We start from the raw sequence: 18,850 nt of genomic DNA on the forward strand, positions 1-18,850 counted from the left end.
CAAGGCTTTGTCATGACGTCTGAAAACAACCCGCTGCGACACACTACACTTTTCCCTTCGACGACTGCGGTCGAACGCTGGGCCATCCCCGGCCTGATTCTGGCTTTCGTGGTGTTTTACTTGCTGCCGCTGATGACCCATGGCCTGTGGATCCCCGATGAAACCCGCTACGGCCAGATCAGCCAGGAAATGCTGCTGAGTGGCAATTGGGTCGCCCCGCACTTCATGGGCATCCGTTATTTCGAGAAACCGATTGCCGGCTACTGGATGATTGCCATCGGCCAGGCAATTTTCGGTGACAACCTGTTCGGCGTGCGTATCGCTTCGGCGCTGAGTACCGGCGCCAGCGTCTGGCTGACCTACCTGATGGCCCGTCGACTCTGGAACAACCCGCGCATCAGCCTCGCAAGCGCCCTGCTGTACATGAGTTTCGGGCTGATCGCAGGTCAAGCCGGCTATGCCAACCTCGATCCGCAATTCACCTTGTGGGTCAACCTGAGCATGGTGGCTGCGTGGTTTGCCATCGACAGCCGCACGCCCCGCGCTCGCCTGGGTGGCTGGGCACTGCTGGGTGTTGCGTGCGGCATGGGTCTGATGACCAAAGGGTTCCTGGCCCTGCTGTTGCCCGTGCTGATCGCCCTGCCCTACATGGTCTGGCAACGACGGTTCGGTGAGCTGGTGCGTTACGGACTGGTCGCCGTGGTGGTCTGCGCCCTCGTCAGCCTGCCATGGGTATTGGCGGTCCATTACCGGGAACCGGACTTCTGGCGGTTCTTCTTCTGGCACGAACACATCCGTCGTTTCGCCGCCGGTGACGACGCGCAACATGCCCGCCCGTGGTGGTTCTACCTGCCGTTGCTGTTTGCCTCGACCCTGCCCTGGGCGCTGCTTCTGCCTTCGACCCTGCTGCGCATGTGGCGCGAAAAGCGTGAGGTAAAAACCGCGTACCTGGCACTGTGGTTCCTGCTGCCACTGGCCTTTTTCAGTCTGAGCAGCGGCAAACTTCCTACGTACATCATGCCGTGCCTGCTGCCCGTCGCGCTGTTGATGGGGCAGACCGTGGTCAAGTGGCTGGATCAACGCAATGGCCGGCTCTTGCGTCTGAACGGTGTGATCAACACGGTGCTCGCCAGTGCTGCGCTGGTGGCCCTGCTCTATCTTCAGGCCACGAAGGAAATCTACGAAAACACCGAGATGTTCAGCCTGTCGCTGGCCTATATCGTGCTGGTGGGCTGGATCATCGCCAACGCCTTGCAAGTGCTGCGGCCACTGACATTGTGGGCAATGCCGGCGCTGGGCATCGGCCTGCTTGTGGCGTTGCTGCCCGCCGCCATGCCGGCGCAGATCGTCAACAGCAAGATGCCGGATCAGTTCATCGCCGAGCATCAACGGGAACTGAGTGAAACCGCGTCCCTGCTGAGCAACGACCTGGGGGCGGCCTCCGCGCTGGCATGGCGCTTGAAACGCCCGCAAGTGGACCTGTTCAACACCATTGGCGAACTGAAGTACGGCCTCGAAGACCCGGCCATGGCGGCACGCAAAGTCACCCTGGACAGCGTCGGCCAGTGGATGACTGACGCGCGGAAAAAAGGCGCCGTCGGTGTGGTCTTGCGCGTCAACAGTACGCAGGAAGAACAGGAAGTCGAATTGCTGCCCGTGGACGGCAAGCATTATCGGCGCGGCAATCTGCACATTTTCATCTTTGCGCAGAAACAGCCATGACGGTGCGCAACAACGACCGCGTCGCCCTGTTGCTCCTGCTGGCGGCCAGCGCCCTGATGTTGCTGCTCGGCCTGGGCAGTCGCGAACTGTGGGGCGCGGAAACCCGCTGGGCGAACATCGCGTTGCAGATGCTGCAAAGCGGCGATTACTTCGACCCGTACCTCAAGGGTGATCCCTACTACGACAAGCCGCTTTTGTCGTACTGGCTGATCACCGCGACCGCCTGGCTGACCGGCAGTCTCGATCACTGGTCGCTGCGCCTGTCTTCGGTGGTGTCCGCATGGTTGAGCGTGTGGCTGGTGTATCAACTGGGCGAGCAGCGGTTTCGCAAGGGCACGGGACTGATCGCCGGCTGGATGCTGGCGACCACCTTCTATTTCGTGTTCTGGGCGCGGGTCGCCACGGCCGACATTCTGACCGTGTGCGGGGTGCTGGCAGCGGTCTGGTGGTATTGGCGCGGTCCTGAAGACACCCGGTTTTCGCGCTACGTGGTGTTCTGCGGTTTGCTGGCCCTGACCTCACTGTTCAAGGGGCTGATCGGCTTTATCCTGCCGGGGCTGGTGCTGCTGCCGCACCTGTTGCATGAAGGCCGCTGGAAGCGTCATCTCAATCTACGTCTGCTGGCAGCGCTGGTGATTGCCGGGGCGTTCTACATGACGCCGTTCCTGCTGTCCCACCTCTACGGCGCGCCAAATTACGGGGAAAGCGGCCTCGGGCTGGTGTTGCGGGAAAACGTCGTGCGGTTTTTCCAGCCATTCGACAACATTGGCCCGATCTACACCTATTTGCTGTACCTGCCGATCTACACCCTGCCCTGGGCACCGTGCTGGATCATTGCCCTGTGGGTCGCGGCGCGGAACTGGAAACACATCGAACCGGACACCCGCTGGCTGATTCAGGGCCTGGGGTTATTAATGCTGTTCTTCACGGCCAGCGGCAGCCGACGCAGTTATTACGTGCTGCCACTGGTGCCGTTCGCGCAACTGCTCGGGGCGTGGTGGATCACCCGGCGCCTGGCGGCTCGAAATGCCGCAGGCCCGTTCGGCGGGCGTGGTTTGAAAATCGGTTTCGGCGTGGCCACCGTCCTGCTGCTCGGCATACTCGGTGTGCTTTACCCGTGGACCAACAGCGGAGGCGGTGCAATCCGTTTCGGCGAAACCGTGCGCCTGCAAGCCAGCCAACGCGCCCCCTTGAGTCAATGGCACGTCGTCATGGTCGAGGTCGACAATAAAGTGCCGATGTACCTGCAGACCGGCGGTGCGCCGTTCTACTACGTGCCGCAGAGCCGGGATTTCCCGCGCGACGGCGATACCGCCGCCATGATCGCCTGGCTGGAACGCACCAGCGGCCAGCACTGGGATCCGCAACGGACCCTCTTTATCGCCCAGTACCGCACCGGCGATCCCGTTCCGCTGAGTCACCTCAGCCGCGATCATCAGGTCATTACCACCACGCCCACCCGCGGCGAACAGCTGTTCCACGGTCGCGAGGATCAAAGCGTCGCCTACCTGCCCCAAGGCTCCTGAAAGACGGCGCCGGGTCCTCCCGGCGTCCCCGCCAAGTGACTGCTAACCTGAATGGCAATGACATGTATTAACGGTTGTTTTGACGTTTTTTTCTCATTTGCCTCTCTACATTGCCAGCCATCCAACATATGCAAATCATTCGCATTGAAACTCCCGCGAATGCTTGCCCATAACGTCTAAAAACAGGAGCTGCCCCCGCCATGAGTCCATCCCTTCCGTCCTTTCTGAAACAGGCCGCGCTGGCGACTGCGCTGCTCGCGGCCGGTCAGGTGTTTGCCGCCGACTCCGTCGGCCTTGTGGTCTACAACGCCCAGCACGAAACCCTGACCAAGGCATGGGTCGCCGGCTTCACCGAGGAAACCGGGATCCCGGTCACCGTGCGCAACGGCGACGACACGGAAATGGGCAACCAGATTGTCCAGGAAGGCGCGTCTTCTCCTGCCGACGTATTCCTGACGGAAAACTCCCCGGCCATGGTGCTGGTGGACAACGCCAAGCTGTTCGCGCCGGTGGCTCCGGCAACCCTTGAGCAAGTCGATGCGGCTTATCGCCCGGCCCACGGCCAATGGGTCGGTATCGCCGCGCGCTCCACGGTGTTCGTCTATAACCCGGCCAAACTGCCGGAAAAGGACCTGCCCAAATCCCTGATGGACCTCGCGAGCCCAGCCTGGAAAGGTCGCTGGGCCGCGTCGCCAGCCGGTGCGGATTTCCAGGCCATCGCCGCCGCCGTGCTGGAACAGAAAGGCGAAGCCGCCACCCTCGAATGGCTCAAGGGCATGAAAGCCAACTTTACCGCCTATCGTGGCAACAGCTCGGTGCTCAAAGCGGTGAATGCCGGGCAAGTCGACAGCGGCGTGATCTATCACTATTACGCGTTCGTCGATCAGGCCAAGACCGGCGAAAACAGCAAGAACACTGCCCTGCACTACTTCAAGCATCAGGACCCGGGCGCGTTCGTGAGCATTTCCGGCGGCGGCGTGCTGGCTTCCAGCAAACACCAGGAGGAGGCGCAGAAATTCCTCCAGTACATCACCGGCAAACAAGGCCAGGAAGTGCTGCGCACCGGCAATTCCTTTGAATACGCCGTGGGCAAGGACACTGCTTCCAACCCAAAACTGGTGCCGTTGAAGGACCTGGACGCGCCGAAAGTCGATGCATCGAAGCTCGACAGCAAGAAAGCCGTCGAACTGATGACCCAGGCAGGACTGCTGTAATTGATGCCTGAAATGCTGCCTGCGGAGATCGCTGCGGCGCCCTCCGCCCATTTGTCACGCCGGACCCGCGCCCTCAATGGGCGCGGGAGTCCGTGGGTGGTCGTGCTGGCCATCGCGGTGTCGCTGTTGTCGCTGCTGCCGATCGGTTTTGTGGTCGGCGTGTCGTGGTACACCGGCTGGGCGACCATTGAAGCCTTGATCTTCCGTCCGCGGGTCGCCGAGTTGCTGATCAACACTGTGTTGCTGGTACTGATCACGCTGCCGATCTGCATCGTGCTCGGCACCACCCTGGCCTGGCTGACCGAGCGCACCGATCTGCCGGGGCGACGGCTTTGGTCATTGCTGGCGGTGGCGCCGCTGGCGGTACCGGCGTTCGTGCACAGCTACGCGTGGGTCAGCCTGATTCCGTCGATCAATGGATTACCGGCCGGGGTGCTGGTGTCGGTGATCGCCTATTTTCCGTTCCTCTATCTGCCGATTGCGGCGACGTTACGTCGTCTCGATCCGGCGATTGAAGACGTGGCCGAATCCCTCGGCCTGAAACCGTGGGCCGTGTTCTTCCGGGTGGTGCTGCCGCAATTACGGCTGGCGATCTGTGGCGGTGCGTTGCTCGTCGGCCTGCATCTGCTGGCCGAATATGGCCTGTACGCAATGATCCGTTTCGACACCTTCACCACGGCGATCTTCGACCAGTTCAAATCGACCTTTAACGGCCCGGCCGCCAACATGCTCGCCAGCGTTCTGGCGTTGTGCTGCCTGGCGATGCTGGTGGTGGAATCCGGCGCCCGTGGTCATGCGCGATACGCCCGCGTCGGCTCCGGTAGCGCTCGCGAACAACGCACCGTGCGCCTGCAACGACGCACTACCGCGCTGGGATTGTGCCTGCAAGGCGTGACCTGCCTGCTGGCCCTCGGCGTGCCGATGCTGACGTTGGGCAAATGGCTGATCGCCGGCGGTGCCGAGGTCTGGGAAGGCGAAGAACTGCTGCCTGCATTGCTTCAGACCCTGTCATTCGGCGTGGCCGGCGCGCTGTTGACCAGTCTGGCGGCAATCCCGATTGCCTGGCTGTCGATCCGCGCGCCCGGCAAGCTGCAACGCCTGCTTGAGGGCTGCAATTACATCACCAGCGCATTACCTGGAATTGTCGTGGCGCTGGCGCTGGTCACCGTGACCATCCATTTCGCCCGACCGATCTACCAGACCACCATTACCGTGCTGCTGGCCTACCTGCTGATGTTCCTGCCCCGCGCGCTGGTCAGCCTGCGCGCCGGGTTTGCACAGGCACCGGTGGAGCTGGAAAACATCGCACAAAGCCTCGGCCGTTCACCGTTGCGCGCCCTGTGGCTGATTACCTTGCGCCTTGCTGCACCCGGTGCGGCGGCGGGCGCGGCGCTGGTGTTTCTGGCGATCACCAATGAACTGACCGCAACCCTGTTGCTGGCGCCTAACGGCACGCGCACCCTGGCCACCGGTTTCTGGGCCATGACCAGCGAAATCGACTACGCCGCCGCAGCGCCTTACGCCCTGCTGATGGTGCTGCTGTCGCTGCCGCTCACGGCCATCCTCTATCACCAATCCAGGCGCAGTGCCGGCCGATGAACGCTCTCGACATCATCAATCTCAGCAAATCCTTCGGCGCACAGACGGCGCTGGACTCCATCAACCTGTCCGTCCCGACCGGCAGCCGCACGGTAATCGTCGGCCCTTCGGGCTCCGGCAAGACCACCCTGTTGCGGATGATCGCCGGGTTCGAATTCCCCGACGCCGGCAGCCTGACGCTCAACGGCCAGACCCTGGTCGACAGCACCCACGCCGTGCCCGCGTACCAACGACAGATCGGCTACGTGCCGCAGGACGGCGCGCTGTTCCCGCACATGACCGTGGCCGACAACATCGGTTTCGGCTTGGCAGAAACCGGCAGCGCCAGAGCCGAACGTATTCAGGCGCTGATGGACAACGTCGCCCTGAACGCCGACATGGCCACACGCTGGCCCCACGAGTTGTCCGGCGGCCAACAGCAGCGGGTGTCCCTCGCCCGGGCACTGGCCCAACGTCCACGCCTGATGCTGCTCGACGAACCCTTCTCCGCCCTCGACACCGGCCTGCGCGGCGCCATGCGCAAAATGGTCGCGCGCCTGCTGGAAGAGGCTGGCGTGACCACGATTCTGGTGACCCACGATCAGGGCGAAGCGCTGTCGTTCGCCGATCAGTTGGCGGTCATGCGCGACGGTCGGCTGGTGCAGTCAGGCCATCCGATGGACCTCTACCGCTACCCCAACGATGAGCAAACTGCGCATTTTCTCGGCGAAGCCGTGGTCATGCCCGCCCGGATCGAAGCCGGCTGGGCGCACTGCGACCTGGGCCGGGTGATGGTCAACAGCAACGGGTTTTCCGGCGCCGCGCAGATCATGCTGCGGCCCGAACAACTGCAACTGTCGGACATTCCCGCCAATCTTGAGGGCTGCCACGCAGTGGTGACGGATCGGGACTTTGGCGGCAACGTCTGCACCCTGACGGTGGAGCTGCGCACGCAAGCCAGCCCCGGTCGCTCACTGCTGGTGCGCAGCTCCGGCATGCACGCGCCACCGGCCGGCAGCGCCGTGCAATTGTCCATTCTGGGGGCGGCCCACGTCTTTGCAACGCCCTGATTAGAGGTCGAAGCGATCCACCGCGCGGCGCCGCTCGTTGTCGTCGCGCACGTCGTAGTTGGCGGTCGTCTGGATATTGCTGTGGTGGGCGAGCTTCTGGGCAATCGACAGGTCGTGTTCTTCGATCACCCGGGTGATGAACGAACGCCGGAAATCATGGGGCATGATCTTCACCCCGACCTGAGTGCCGCGCTGGCGAGCGATGTAATAGATCGCGTGCTTGGTGATGCGCTCGCGGGTGATGTGGCTGCCACGGCGAATGCGGTTGAACAGAAACGCGTCGTCGCTCTCGCCTTCCTTGAGTTCCGAACGACGAAACTCCAGCCAGGCATTGAGTTTGGCGAACGCCCAGGCCGGCGCGTACTTGATCAGTTGCTTATTGCCCTTAGCGGTGACACACAAGCTGCGCTCGGTGAAGTCCACCTGATTGAGGTCCAGATCCACCGACTCCGACTTGCGCATGCCGGTGCCGTACAACAGCGCAATCACCGCCGCATCGCGCAAACCTTGTGGCCGTGGATCGGCGGCGCAGACTTCCATCAATTCATGAATCAGCGTGCGCTTCAGATTGCGCCCCTGAGACAGTCGTGTGCCGGCAATGCCTTTGACCGAGCGCATTTTCAATAGATGTTCCTGGCTGATCAGGCTCATGCGCCAGGCTTCATTCATTACACCGCGAATGGCGTTTACATACAGCGAAGAAGTATTCGGTGCGTAATTGTCGGCGCGCAATGCAGCGACTAATGCAACCACATCTTCCGGTTGCAGCGCATGCCAGGGAATTTCTTCGACGTTCATGTCTTCGAAACCGAGACGGTCGGCGGCATCTTGTAAAACGTAACGCATGGTGAGTTGGCTGGAGGGAGCCAGACGCGCCAGATACACGGTCATCGGGTTGGTTTTCAGGGGGTCGGGGGATGCAACGGGTAAGTCAATCAAACGTCGGGCCTTGAGTAAAAACAGTTCAACACAGCAACTAACAACTGCAACATTCTTAATATAAGGGGAACACTTCCGTAGGACTTTTCTACTAAAAACCGCGATAAACGGTAGAAGTCTGAACAGTGGCTGTATGGGTTTCAGATAAACGATTCGCCGACCGGTTTTTCATGTTCCTTTCACAAAAACGGGCATAACCTTAATTCCACTGAGTCCTGTGCCGGCGCCGCCCAAGCTGCCGGGCAATGCCTGAAAAGTCAACCGAACCCGACGTTATGTCGTCTTGGCAACTTATTGATGCAAAGGATTTTTTCGCGTCTACGCTTTGATTGGATCCGATTTCTCTGTGGATCTATTTCTTTTTTCTTTGCAATGAGGTGTGCATGAGTCAGGCGTTTCTCCCCTTCTCCCGCCCCAGTATCGGTGATGAAGAAATTGCCGCCGTGGAGCAAGTCCTGCGCTCCGGCTGGATCACCACCGGGCCGAAAAACCAGGCCCTCGAAGAACAGTTTGCCCAGTACGTCGGTAGTCGTCACGCCGTGGCACTTTCCTCGGCCACCGGTGCCATGCATGTAACGTTGCTGGCATTGGGAATCGGCCCCGGCGATGAAGTCATCACCCCGTCGCAGACCTGGGTGTCCACCGCCAACATGATTTCCCTGCTCGGCGCCACGCCGGTGTTCGTCGATGTCGACCGCGACACCCTGATGACCGACGCCGCGCGTATCGAAACCGCCATCACGCCGCGCACCAAAGCGATCATTCCCGTGCATTACGCCGGCGCCGCGTTCGATCTCGATCCGCTCTACGCGCTGGCCGACAAACACGGCATCGCCGTGATCGAAGACGCCGCCCACGCCGCCGGCACCCGCTACAAGGGCCGCCCCGTGGGTTCGCAAGGCACCGCGATTTTCTCGTTCCATGCGATCAAGAACATGACCTGCGCCGAAGGCGCGATGTTCGTCACCGAGGACGAAGCCCTGGCCAACCGCGTGCGCATGCTCAAGTTTCATGGCCTCGGTGTCGATGCCTACGACCGCCTGACCCATGGCCGCAAACCCCAGGCCCAGGTGATCGAGCCCGGATTCAAATACAACCTGGCCGACATCAACGCCGCGATTGCCCTGGTGCAGCTCGAGCGTCTGGACGCGATCAACGCCCGTCGCACCGAACTGGCCACGCAATACCTGCAAAAACTCGAAGGCCTGCCGGTGCAACCGCTGGCGGTGCCTGCCTACGCGCAAACCCACGCCTGGCACCTGTTCATCCTGCGTATCGACAGCGAACGCTGCGGCATCGACCGCGAAACCTTCATGAAGGGTTTGCAGGAGCAAGGTATCGGCACCGGCATCCACTTCATCGCCACCCACCTGCACACCTGGTATCGCCAGCGTGATCCGCACCTGTCCCTGCCCGATACCGAGTGGAACTCGGCGCGGCTGTGCTCGATTCCCTTGTTTCCCGACATGACCGACCAGGATCTGGACCGGGTCGTCGGGGCCATTGAACACCTGATGGGGAAACGCCCGTGAGACCTTATCCGATTCATTGTGTGTCGATCGTCATCCCGGTCTACAACGAAGAAGACAGCCTGCCGGAACTGCTGCGCCGCACCCAGGCCGCCTGCCAGCAACTGCATCATGATTACGAAATCGTGCTGGTCGACGACGGCAGCCGCGACGCCTCCGCGCAACTGCTCGAGGACGCTGCCTCGGTCGATGACAGCCCGTTTGTGGCCGTCATCCTCAACCGCAACTACGGCCAGCACGCGGCGATCATGGCCGGTTTCGAGCAGTGCAAGGGCGACGTGGTGATCACTCTCGACGCCGACCTGCAGAACCCGCCGGAAGAAATCCCGCGCCTGGTGGCCGAGGCTGAAAAAGGCTTTGACGTGGTCGGCACCGTTCGCGGCAATCGCCAGGATTCGGCCCTGCGCCGTTATCCGTCGAAACTGATCAACCTCGCGGTGCAGCGCTCCACCGGCGTTGCCATGAGCGACTACGGCTGCATGCTGCGCGCCTACCGCCGCACGATCATCGACGCGATGCTCGCCTGTCGCGAACGCAGCACGTTCATTCCGATCCTCGCCAACAGCTTCGCCCGCCACACAACGGAAATCACCGTGGCCCACGCCGAGCGCGAACACGGCGATTCGAAATACAGCCCGATGCGTTTGATCAACCTGATGTTCGACCTGATCACTTGCATGACCACCACGCCCCTGCGCCTGCTGAGCATCGTCGGTTTCGCCATGGCCGGGCTCGGCGTGCTGTTCGCGGCGGCGCTGATCTTCATGCGCCTGGCGTTTGGCGCCGGATGGGCCGGCGATGGCCTGTTCGTACTGTTCGCCGTGCTGTTCGTGTTCACTGGCGGCCAGTTCATCGGCATGGGCCTGCTGGGCGAATACCTGGGCCGCATGTACAGCGACGTGCGCGCTCGTCCACGTTTCTTCATTGAAAAAGTCCTGCGCGGCCATCCCGCCACGCCGGCCCCCGCCATCACCGTTGACGGCCTCACTTCCAACTCCACGTCCGATCAGGTTCTCTCATGAGCGCAAAAACCGTTGTCTTCGCTTACCACGATATTGGCTGCGCCGGCATTCAAGCCCTGCTCGACAGTGGCTATGACATTGCGGCGGTATTTACCCATGCCGATGACCCGAAGGAGAACACCTTCTACGCCTCGGTTGCACAACTGTGCGCCAACAAAGGCATCGCGGTTCATGCACCGGAAGACGCCAACCATCCGCTGTGGATCGAGCGGATCGCCAAGCTCGACCCGGATTACATCTTCTCGTTCTACTACCGCAACCTGCTGAGCGAGCCGCTGCTGGCGCTGGCCAAAAAAGGCGCGTTCAACCTGCACGGCTCCTTGTTGCCGCGCTACCGTGGCCGCGCGCCGGCCAACTGGGTGCTGGTCAACGGCGAAACCGAAACCGGTGTCACCCTGCACCGCATGGTCAAACGCGCCGACGCCGGCGCCATCGTCGCCCAACAACGTGTAGCCATCGAACGCAGCGACACCGCGCTGAGCCTGCACGGCAAACTGCGCACGGCCGCCAGCGACCTGCTGCGCGACGCGCTGCCAGCGATGCTTCAGGGCAAAATCACCGAAACCCCGCAAGACGAATCCAAAGCCACCGTGTTCGGTCGCCGTACCCCGGCGGACGGCAAACTGGTCTGGGCGCAACCGGCCGAGCAACTGTTCAACCTGGTGCGGGCCGTGACTCAGCCCTACCCCGGCGCCTTCTGCGCCGTGGGCGAGCACAAGCTGATCGTCTGGAGCGCCGACGTGGTCAAGGGCAACGAAGGCCAGGCGCCGGGCCGGGTCATCAGTGTCGATCCGCTGCGCATCGCCTGCGGTGAAGATTCGCTGGTGATCAACGCCGGCCAGCGCAACGACAACGGCCTGTACCTCAGCGGCCCGCAACTGGCCAATGAACTCGGTCTGGTGGACGGTTCGCTGCTGCGCGGTGCCGAGTCCGGTCGTGGCCCGCGTCGCACGCGGGTGCTGATCCTTGGCGTCAACGGCTTCATCGGCAACCATTTGTCCGAGCGCCTGCTGCGTGACGAGCGCTACGAAGTCTATGGCCTGGACATCGGCTCCGACGCCATCGACCGTCTGCGCAGCCATCCGCGTTTTCACTTCGTCGAAGGTGACATCAGCATTCACTCGGAGTGGATCGAGTACCACATCAAGAAATGCGACGTGGTCCTGCCGCTGGTGGCCATCGCCACACCGATCGAATACACGCGCAATCCGCTGCGGGTGTTCGAGCTCGACTTCGAAGAGAACCTGAAACTGGTGCGCTACTGCGTCAAATACAACAAGCGCGTGATCTTCCCGTCGACCTCGGAAGTCTATGGCATGTGCCAGGACAAGCACTTTGACGAGGACCGCTCGAACCTGATCGTCGGCCCGATCAACAAGCAGCGCTGGATCTACTCGGTGTCCAAGCAACTGCTGGACCGGGTGATCTGGGCCTACGGCGCCAAGGGCCTGAACTTCACCCTGTTCCGTCCCTTCAACTGGATGGGCCCACGCCTGGATCGCCTCGATTCGGCGCGCATCGGTAGCTCGCGCGCCATCACCCAGTTGATCCTCAATCTGGTGGAAGGCACGCCGATTCGTCTGTTCGACGGCGGCGAGCAGAAACGCTGCTTCACCGACATCGCCGATGGCGTCGAGGCGCTGGCGCGGATCATCGATAACGACAACGACGTCTGCAACGGCCAGATCATCAACATCGGCAACCCGGACAACGAAGCGAGCATTCGCCAGTTGGGCGAAGAACTGCTGCGCCAGTTCGAGGCTCATCCGCTGCGTTCCAACTTCCCGCCGTTCGCCGGTTTCCGCGACGTGGAAAGCAAGGCGTTCTACGGCGCCGGTTACCAGGACGTCGAGCACCGCAAACCGAGCATCGCCAACGCCAAGCGCCTGCTGGACTGGACGCCGACCGTGGAAATGCGCGAGACCATCGGCAACACGCTGGACTTCTTCCTGCGTGAGGCCATGGCCGAAATCGAGAGCAAGCGTTGATGCAGGCCGGCTTGCGCATCGATGTCGACACCTTTCGCGGCACCCGTGAGGGCGTGCCGCGTCTGCTCGACATGCTCGACGAGGCGCAGATCAAGGCGACGTTTTTCTTCAGTGTCGGCCCGGACAACATGGGCCGGCATCTGTGGCGCCTGATCCGTCCGCAGTTCCTGTGGAAGATGCTGCGCTCCAACGCCGCCGGCCTGTACGGCTGGGACATCCTGCTGGCCGGCACAGCGTGGCCGGGCAAACCGATCGGTCGCGACCTCGGGCACCTGATGCGTCAGGCCCGGGCCGCCGGCCACGAGGTCGGCCTGCACGCCTGGGATCACCACGGCTGGCAGGCCAATGCCGGGCGCTGGAGCGATGCGCAACTGGTCGAGCAGATCCGTCAGGGCGTCGACACCTTGAGCGACATCCTTGGCGAAAAGGTCACGTGTTCAGCCGCCGCCGGTTGGCGTGCGGACGAACGTGTGATCGAAGCCAAACAGGCCTTCGGCTTTCGCTACAACAGCGATTGCCGTGGGCAGCGGTTGTTCCGACCGTTGCTGTCTGACGGTTCGGTCGGTGCGCCGCAGATTCCGGTGGACTTGCCGACCTTCGATGAAGTGGTCGGGCCGAGTGTGGCGGCGAAGGATTTCAACGCCTTCATCCTCGACCGGTTCCGCCCGGACAACCTCAACGTCTACACCATTCACGCCGAAGTAGAAGGGATTCTGATGGCCGAAGATTTTCGTCGACTGCTGGCCGACGCACGCCAGCGAAACATCAACTTTCAACCGCTGGGCGACTTGCTGCCCGAGTTTCTCAACACCCTGCCCGTCGGCCGTGTGCAACGCGGTGCCCTCGAAGGCCGCGAAGGCTGGTTGGGAGTGCAAGGCGCATGAGCAAACGCTGGGCATTGCCGCTGTTGCTGGGGATTTTCCTGCTGGCGTATCTGCTGCCGCTGGGCAGTCATGGTCTGTGGATTCCCGATGAAACCCGTTATGCGCAAATCAGCCAGGAAATGCTGCTGAGCGGCAACTGGGTGTCGCCGCATTTCATGAACCTGCGTTACTTCGAAAAACCGGCGGCCGGTTACTGGATGATCGCCCTCGGGCAGGCCTTGTTCGGCCAGAACCTGTTCGGCGTGCGGTTTGCTTCAGCCCTGAGCACCGGGCTGAGCGTGCTGCTGTGCTTCCTCATCGCCCGCCGTTTGTGGAAAGAACCGCGCAAAAGCTTCGTCTGCGCCCTGCTCTACATGAGTTTCGTCATCGTCGCCGGCCAGGCCGGTTACGCCAACCTCGATCCGCAATTCACCTTCTGGGTCAACCTGAGTCTGGTAGCGCTGTGGTTTGCCCTCGACAGCCGTTCCAATGGTCAGCGGATCGCCGGCTGGGCGGTGCTGGGTCTGGCCTGCGGCATGGGGTTCATGACCAAGGGTTTTCTCGCCTGGTTGCTGCCGGTGCTGATCGCGTTGCCGTGGATGCTCTGGCAAAAACGCTGGAAGGAATTGCTGCTGTACGGCCCGGTGGCCATCGCGGTGGCGATCATCGTCAGCCTGCCGTGGGTGGTGGCGGTGCACGGTCAGGAACCGGATTACTGGCGGTTCTTCTTCTGGCATGAGCACATCCGCCGCTTTGCCGGTGACGATGCCCAGCATGACGCGCCGTGGTGGTTCTACCTGCCGCTGCTGGTGGCCTTCAGTCTGCCGTGGGTCGGGATGTTGCCGGTCGCATTCAAGCAGGCATGGCAGACCCGCCGCGACACCGGCATCGCGTTTCTCGGCCTGTGGCTGCTGATGCCGCTGCTGTTCTTCAGCCTGAGCAACGGCAAGCTGCCGACCTACATTCTGCCGTGCCTGCTGCCGCTGGCGTTGCTGCTGGGCCACGCGCTGGCCGATCGCTTGCGTCTGGAGCACGGCCGGGCGCTGGGCCTCAATGGCCTGCTGAACCTGTTGCTGGGCATCGTCACGCTGATCGGGCTGGTTTACGTGCAGCTCAAACGTCCGCTGTACGACCACGAATTACACAGTCTGGTGCTGGTGTTCATCGCCCTGACCGGCTGGATCATCAGCAACCTGCTGCAGGCCTTCCGCCCGTTGCAATGCTGGGCGGCGCCGGCAGTGGGCAGTCTGCTGCTGATCGCGCTGCTGCCGGCGGCGCTGCCCAAATCGGTGGTGGCGAACAAGATGCCCGACCAGTTCGTCCTCGCCCACCAGACGGAACTGGCGGCCACCACGCACTTGTTGAGTAACGACCTGGGCGCCGCGTCGGCCCTGTCCTGGCGCCTCAAACGCCCGCAGGTGGCGCTGTACAACACGATAGGCGAATTGAAATATGGCCTTGCCTATCCTGACGGCATTCACCAACGGGTCGACCCCGATCAGGTGCAACAGTGGATGCGCGAAGCCCGCAAGACCGGTTCGGTCGGCGTGGTGATGCGGGTCAAGGGGCAAGACGAACTGGACGAACTCGACAGATTGCCCAAGGACGGCGTTCGTTATGAGCAAGGCAACCTGGTGATCATGATCCTGCCGCAGGAGGCGTCATGAGCCTGTGGCTGCTGTTGCTCGCCTGCCTGCTGACCTGCCTGGGCCAGGTCGCGCAGAAATTCGCCGTCGAGCGCTGGCGCGGCGCAAGCCTGTCGTGGTCGCGCAAAGTGCGCTCGCCGTGGCTGTGGCTGGCTCTGTTTGCCCTCGGCGTCGGCCTGCTGGTGTGGCTGCTGGTGTTGCAGCGCCTGCCCGTTGGCATTGCCTACCCGATGCTCAGCCTCAATTTCGTGATCATCACCCTGATCGCCCGCTTCGCATTCAAGGAGCCCGTCGACGTTCAGCACTGGTTCGGCGTGTTGCTGGTGATTGGTGGCGTGGCGCTGTTGGGGCAACAGTCATGAACCAGGGTCGTGGAATCTTCTTTGCCCTGGCCAGTGTGTTGCTGGTCAGCGTGGCGCAACTGAGCATGCGCTGGAGCATGACGCGCCTGCCCCGGCCGGATCAGTGGCTGTCCGTGCCCAGCGTCGATTCAATCGCGCTGGCCGTGGTGCTCGCGGCGATCTTCGCCTATGCGCTGTCGATGCTCTGCTGGCTCGCCGCCCTGCGCGATCTGCCGCTGGGCCGGGCCTATTCGCTGCTGAGCATCAGCTATGCGCTGGTGTACCTGCTGGCGGCCAGCCTGCCGCTGTTCAACGAATCCTTCAGTTTCTCCAAATCACTGGGCGTGGCGCTGGTCATGCTCGGGGTCATCACCATCAACACTCGTCCGGCCCGTGCGCCCGAATTGAGGAGTTCGCCATGAAAATCACAGTGTTTGGTAGCGGTTATGTCGGCCTGGTGCAGGCCGCCGTGCTGGCCGAAGTCGGCCATGACGTGGTGTGCATGGACATCGATGAGAAAAAAGTCGAACTGTTGCGCCAGGGTCACGTCAGCATCTTTGAGCCGGGGCTGGCCAGTCTGGTCCGCGAAGGCCTGGATGCCGGGCGCCTGCAATTCACCTGCGATGAAAAACTCGCGGTACAGCACGGCAAGGTCGCGTTCATTGCCGTTGGCACTCCGTCGAAAGAAGACGGTTCGGCCGACCTGCGTTACGTGCTGTCGGTGGGCGACGCCGTGGCCCGGCATCGTGAGCAGCCACTGATTCTGGTGGAGAAATCCACCGTACCCGTGGGCACCGGCGATACCTTGCGCACGCACCTGGACAAAGCCCTGGTCAAGGCCGGGCGCCTGTTGCAGTTCGATATTGTGTCCAACCCGGAATTTCTCAAGGAAGGTTCGGCCGTCGCCGATTGCCGCCGGCCGGACCGGATCGTCATCGGTTGCGAACGCGAAGAAGTGCGCGACGTGATGCGTGACCTGTACTCGCCGTTCAACCGCAACCACGATCGCATCATGTTCATGGACCTGCGCAGCGCCGAACTGACCAAGTACGCCGCCAACTGCATGCTGGCGACCAAGATCAGCTTCATCAACCAGATCGCCGAACTGGCCGAACACCTGGGCGCGGACATCGAATCGGTGCGCCAGGGCATCGGCGCCGACAGCCGTATCGGCTATCACTTCATCTACCCCGGTTGCGGTTACGGCGGCTCGTGCTTCCCCAAAGACATGCGCGCGCTGATCCATAGCGCCGAAGAAGCGCATTGCTCCAGCGATCTGCTGCAAGCGGTGGAAGCGATCAACCAGCGGCAAAAACACAAGCTGTTTGAACGCATCAACGCGTTCTACAAGGGCGAACTGCGCGGCAAGACCTTCGCCGTCTGGGGCCTGGCCTTCAAACCGAACACCGACGACATGCGCGACGCGCCAAGCCGGGTCTTGCTCGAATCGCTGTGGGCCGCTGGCGCCAATGTTCGGGCATTCGACCCGGAAGCGATGCAGGAAACCCAGCATCTGTACCCGGACGAATCAAAACTGATGCTGATGGGCACCCCGGAATCGGTTCTCGCCGGTTCCGATGCGCTGATCATCTGCACCGAATGGCAGCAGTTCAAGGCGCCGGATTTCGACCTGATCCAGCAACGCCTCAAGGCCCCGGTGATCTTCGACGGTCGCAATCTGTACGACGCTGAACGCCTGGCCCGAAACGGCTTCCATTATTTCCCGATGGGCCGTGGCGAATCGCGCTCCCTGCCGATTCCTTTGCAGCAGTGGCCGCACGCCTCGGACGTGGCTTGATGGGGTTATCCCCCGCCCTGCGCCGGCAGTCCCTGATCGCAGGGCTGCTGGCGTTTGTGTTGTTCATTGCCGGCGTGTACGGGCAAGCGCCCATCGGTTTCGACTCGCGCTTCGTGCTGTTCGCCCAGGAAATGCTGCGCCACGGGCCCAGTGTATTTCCCACCACTTACGGTGAGCCGTACGCCGATTATTCGGCGCTCTCGACCTTGTTCATCTGGCTGTTGTCGCTGCCGCTCGGGACGGTCAACAGCTTGACGGCGTGGCTGCCGAGCGCTTTCGCCGGCGCGGTGATCGTGACGTTGATGTATCGCTTGCTCGCGCCCTCATCCGTGCGTTGGGCGGTGGTGAGCATCGCATTGCTGATGCTCACCAGCACCTTCATCACCGAGACTCGGGCGGTGTCGCAGGACCTGATGCTCGCCGCCGTGGCGTTTTCGGTGTTCTACCTCGGCTATGCCCACGACCATTTCGCTGCCGGTCGGCGCTGGCCGCTGGTGTTCCTTCTGTTGCTGCTGGGGTTCGGCATTCGGGGGCCGATCGGGCTGGTGGTGCCGAGCGGCATGCTCTGCAGTTACTACCTGCTGGATCGCCAGTGGTCGCGTCTGTTGACCTTCGGCGTGCTGGCTTCGCTGCTGCTGGCGGCCTGCGTGGGGCTGCTGTTGTGGCTGGCGGAGGTCAGCGGCGGGCCGGCGTTTCGGCAGGACGTGATCCGCATGCAGTTCATGGGGCGCATGGACGGCAGCGAAGGCGTCAGCGGTTCGCTGTATTACTTCACCAGTTCTCTGGGCAACTATGCGCTGGCGTATCCGCTGGCCTTGCTCGCGCTGGCGGCGGTGTGGCTGAGCAAGCCCCGGCAACGCGGCCCGGCCTTGCGCCTGGTGCAGTATTGCGCCGCGGCGGGATTGATCGTGATGGTCGGGCTGTCGATTCCCCAGGCGAAAAAGGCCCGCTATCTGCTGCCGATGCTGCCCATGGCGGCGATTATTGCGGCGTATCCGTTTCAGGTGTTGCATGGTCGGGTGTTTGCCTGGCTGCGCGTCGGCATGCAGGGATTGTGGTTGTTGATTCCTGGATTGTTGATCGTCTTGTTGTGGGTGGCGCAGCGACGGTTTCCCGAGTCGTTGACCGATCTGACGCTGATAATGATCGTGCTGGCATTGCTGCAACTGGCCGCGTTGTCGCGGTTGTGGCGGTCGCGCTGGCGAACCGAAATCCTCGCATTCAGCGCTGTTTTGGCGGTCTGGTCGGCGTACGCGCTGGTGTTCGAGCCGGTGGAGCGCCAGCTGTATGACACGCGAACCTTCAGCCAGGCGGCACTCGCGCGGATCCACGAGCAACCCGCGCCGCTGGTGCTGCACGGCATGGGCAAGGACGCCAAGGCAATCAAGTTCATGGTCAACGTCGATCAGGATCTGCAACCGCTGTTCACTGAAACCGCGCAAGCGCTCGAAGCGCTCAAGGGACCGGCGTGGCTGATGATGGATCGCAGCGACTATCAGGCCCTGCAAGGCACGCCGCTCGCTGCGCTGCAACCGGTGCTGAGCGGGCGTTTCGACAAAAACGATTATGTGTTGCTGGGGCTGGCGCCTTAACCTGCGCGACGTGATTTCCACA

15 protein-coding genes are annotated in these 18,850 nt (G+C 62.3%); 14 read left to right on the plus strand and 1 reads right to left on the minus strand.

Features of this window, described 5'->3' with window-relative positions:
• Nucleotides 1–12: 12 nt before the first annotated feature.
• The 5 genes from arnT (ACEN93_RS03005) to ACEN93_RS03025 all read left to right on the plus strand — a co-directional run bounded on the left by arnT (ACEN93_RS03005) (nt 13) and on the right by ACEN93_RS03025 (nt 7,110).
• On the plus strand, nt 13–1,722 hold the full coding sequence (gene arnT, locus ACEN93_RS03005) for a lipid IV(A) 4-amino-4-deoxy-L-arabinosyltransferase (protein ID WP_495611026.1): 1,710 nt from the start codon (nt 13–15) through the stop codon (nt 1,720–1,722).
• Nucleotides 1,719–3,248: an ArnT family glycosyltransferase gene (locus ACEN93_RS03010; RefSeq protein WP_495611027.1), complete on the plus strand. Its 1,530-nt coding sequence runs from the start codon at nt 1,719–1,721 to the stop codon at nt 3,246–3,248. Before arnT (ACEN93_RS03005) ends, ACEN93_RS03010 begins: the two co-directional genes overlap by 4 nt.
• Before the next feature lie 200 nt (nt 3,249–3,448).
• Nucleotides 3,449–4,462 (plus strand): iron ABC transporter substrate-binding protein, encoded by a 1,014-nt coding sequence (locus ACEN93_RS03015; protein WP_495611028.1) that lies wholly within the window; start codon nt 3,449–3,451, stop codon nt 4,460–4,462.
• A gap of 3 nt (nt 4,463–4,465) precedes the next feature.
• Nucleotides 4,466–6,061, plus strand: coding sequence for an ABC transporter permease (locus ACEN93_RS03020; protein ID WP_495611029.1), 1,596 nt, complete (start codon nt 4,466–4,468; stop codon nt 6,059–6,061).
• A complete protein-coding gene (locus ACEN93_RS03025; RefSeq protein WP_495611030.1) occupies nt 6,058–7,110 on the plus strand; it encodes an ABC transporter ATP-binding protein in 1,053 nt (350 codons plus the stop codon). The genes ACEN93_RS03020 and ACEN93_RS03025 overlap by 4 nt, the downstream gene beginning before the upstream one ends.
• Here ACEN93_RS03025 and ACEN93_RS03030 read toward each other — a convergent pair whose 3' ends face one another.
• The gene (locus ACEN93_RS03030; protein ID WP_139834466.1) at nt 7,111–8,001 is read right to left on the minus strand and encodes a site-specific integrase; all 891 of its coding nucleotides are present in this window, start codon (nt 7,999–8,001) and stop codon (nt 7,111–7,113) included.
• 431 nt (nt 8,002–8,432) lie between these two features.
• Between ACEN93_RS03030 and arnB the strand changes: the two genes are divergently transcribed.
• Genes arnB through ACEN93_RS03075 form a run of 9 tightly spaced genes read left to right on the plus strand, consistent with a single transcriptional unit; the run spans nt 8,433 to nt 18,828 of the window.
• A complete protein-coding gene (gene arnB, locus ACEN93_RS03035; protein WP_495611031.1) occupies nt 8,433–9,581 on the plus strand; it encodes a UDP-4-amino-4-deoxy-L-arabinose aminotransferase in 1,149 nt (382 codons plus the stop codon).
• Nucleotides 9,578–10,600, plus strand: coding sequence for an undecaprenyl-phosphate 4-deoxy-4-formamido-L-arabinose transferase (arnC, locus tag ACEN93_RS03040; RefSeq protein ID WP_103385223.1), 1,023 nt, complete (start codon nt 9,578–9,580; stop codon nt 10,598–10,600). The genes arnB and arnC overlap by 4 nt, the downstream gene beginning before the upstream one ends.
• Complete coding sequence (arnA, locus tag ACEN93_RS03045) at nt 10,597–12,588, plus strand: bifunctional UDP-4-amino-4-deoxy-L-arabinose formyltransferase/UDP-glucuronic acid oxidase ArnA (protein ID WP_495611032.1); 1,992 nt, start codon at nt 10,597–10,599, stop codon at nt 12,586–12,588. Before arnC ends, arnA begins: the two co-directional genes overlap by 4 nt.
• The gene (gene arnD, locus ACEN93_RS03050) at nt 12,588–13,472 is read left to right on the plus strand and encodes a 4-deoxy-4-formamido-L-arabinose-phosphoundecaprenol deformylase (RefSeq protein WP_210710650.1); all 885 of its coding nucleotides are present in this window, start codon (nt 12,588–12,590) and stop codon (nt 13,470–13,472) included. The genes arnA and arnD overlap by 1 nt, the downstream gene beginning before the upstream one ends.
• Nucleotides 13,469–15,118, plus strand: coding sequence for a lipid IV(A) 4-amino-4-deoxy-L-arabinosyltransferase (gene arnT / locus ACEN93_RS03055; RefSeq protein WP_495611033.1), 1,650 nt, complete (start codon nt 13,469–13,471; stop codon nt 15,116–15,118). The genes arnD and arnT (ACEN93_RS03055) overlap by 4 nt, the downstream gene beginning before the upstream one ends.
• The gene (gene arnE, locus ACEN93_RS03060) at nt 15,115–15,459 is read left to right on the plus strand and encodes a 4-amino-4-deoxy-L-arabinose-phosphoundecaprenol flippase subunit ArnE (protein ID WP_495611034.1); all 345 of its coding nucleotides are present in this window, start codon (nt 15,115–15,117) and stop codon (nt 15,457–15,459) included. The genes arnT (ACEN93_RS03055) and arnE overlap by 4 nt, the downstream gene beginning before the upstream one ends.
• A complete protein-coding gene (gene arnF, locus ACEN93_RS03065; RefSeq protein WP_495611035.1) occupies nt 15,456–15,860 on the plus strand; it encodes a 4-amino-4-deoxy-L-arabinose-phosphoundecaprenol flippase subunit ArnF in 405 nt (134 codons plus the stop codon). The genes arnE and arnF overlap by 4 nt, the downstream gene beginning before the upstream one ends.
• The gene (locus ACEN93_RS03070) at nt 15,857–17,236 is read left to right on the plus strand and encodes a UDP-glucose dehydrogenase family protein (RefSeq protein WP_064596803.1); all 1,380 of its coding nucleotides are present in this window, start codon (nt 15,857–15,859) and stop codon (nt 17,234–17,236) included. Before arnF ends, ACEN93_RS03070 begins: the two co-directional genes overlap by 4 nt.
• Complete coding sequence (locus ACEN93_RS03075) at nt 17,236–18,828, plus strand: ArnT family glycosyltransferase (RefSeq protein ID WP_495611036.1); 1,593 nt, start codon at nt 17,236–17,238, stop codon at nt 18,826–18,828. The genes ACEN93_RS03070 and ACEN93_RS03075 overlap by 1 nt, the downstream gene beginning before the upstream one ends.
• Nucleotides 18,829–18,850 lie beyond the last annotated feature (22 nt).

Source organism: Pseudomonas sp. Pseusp21, assembly GCF_059492145.1.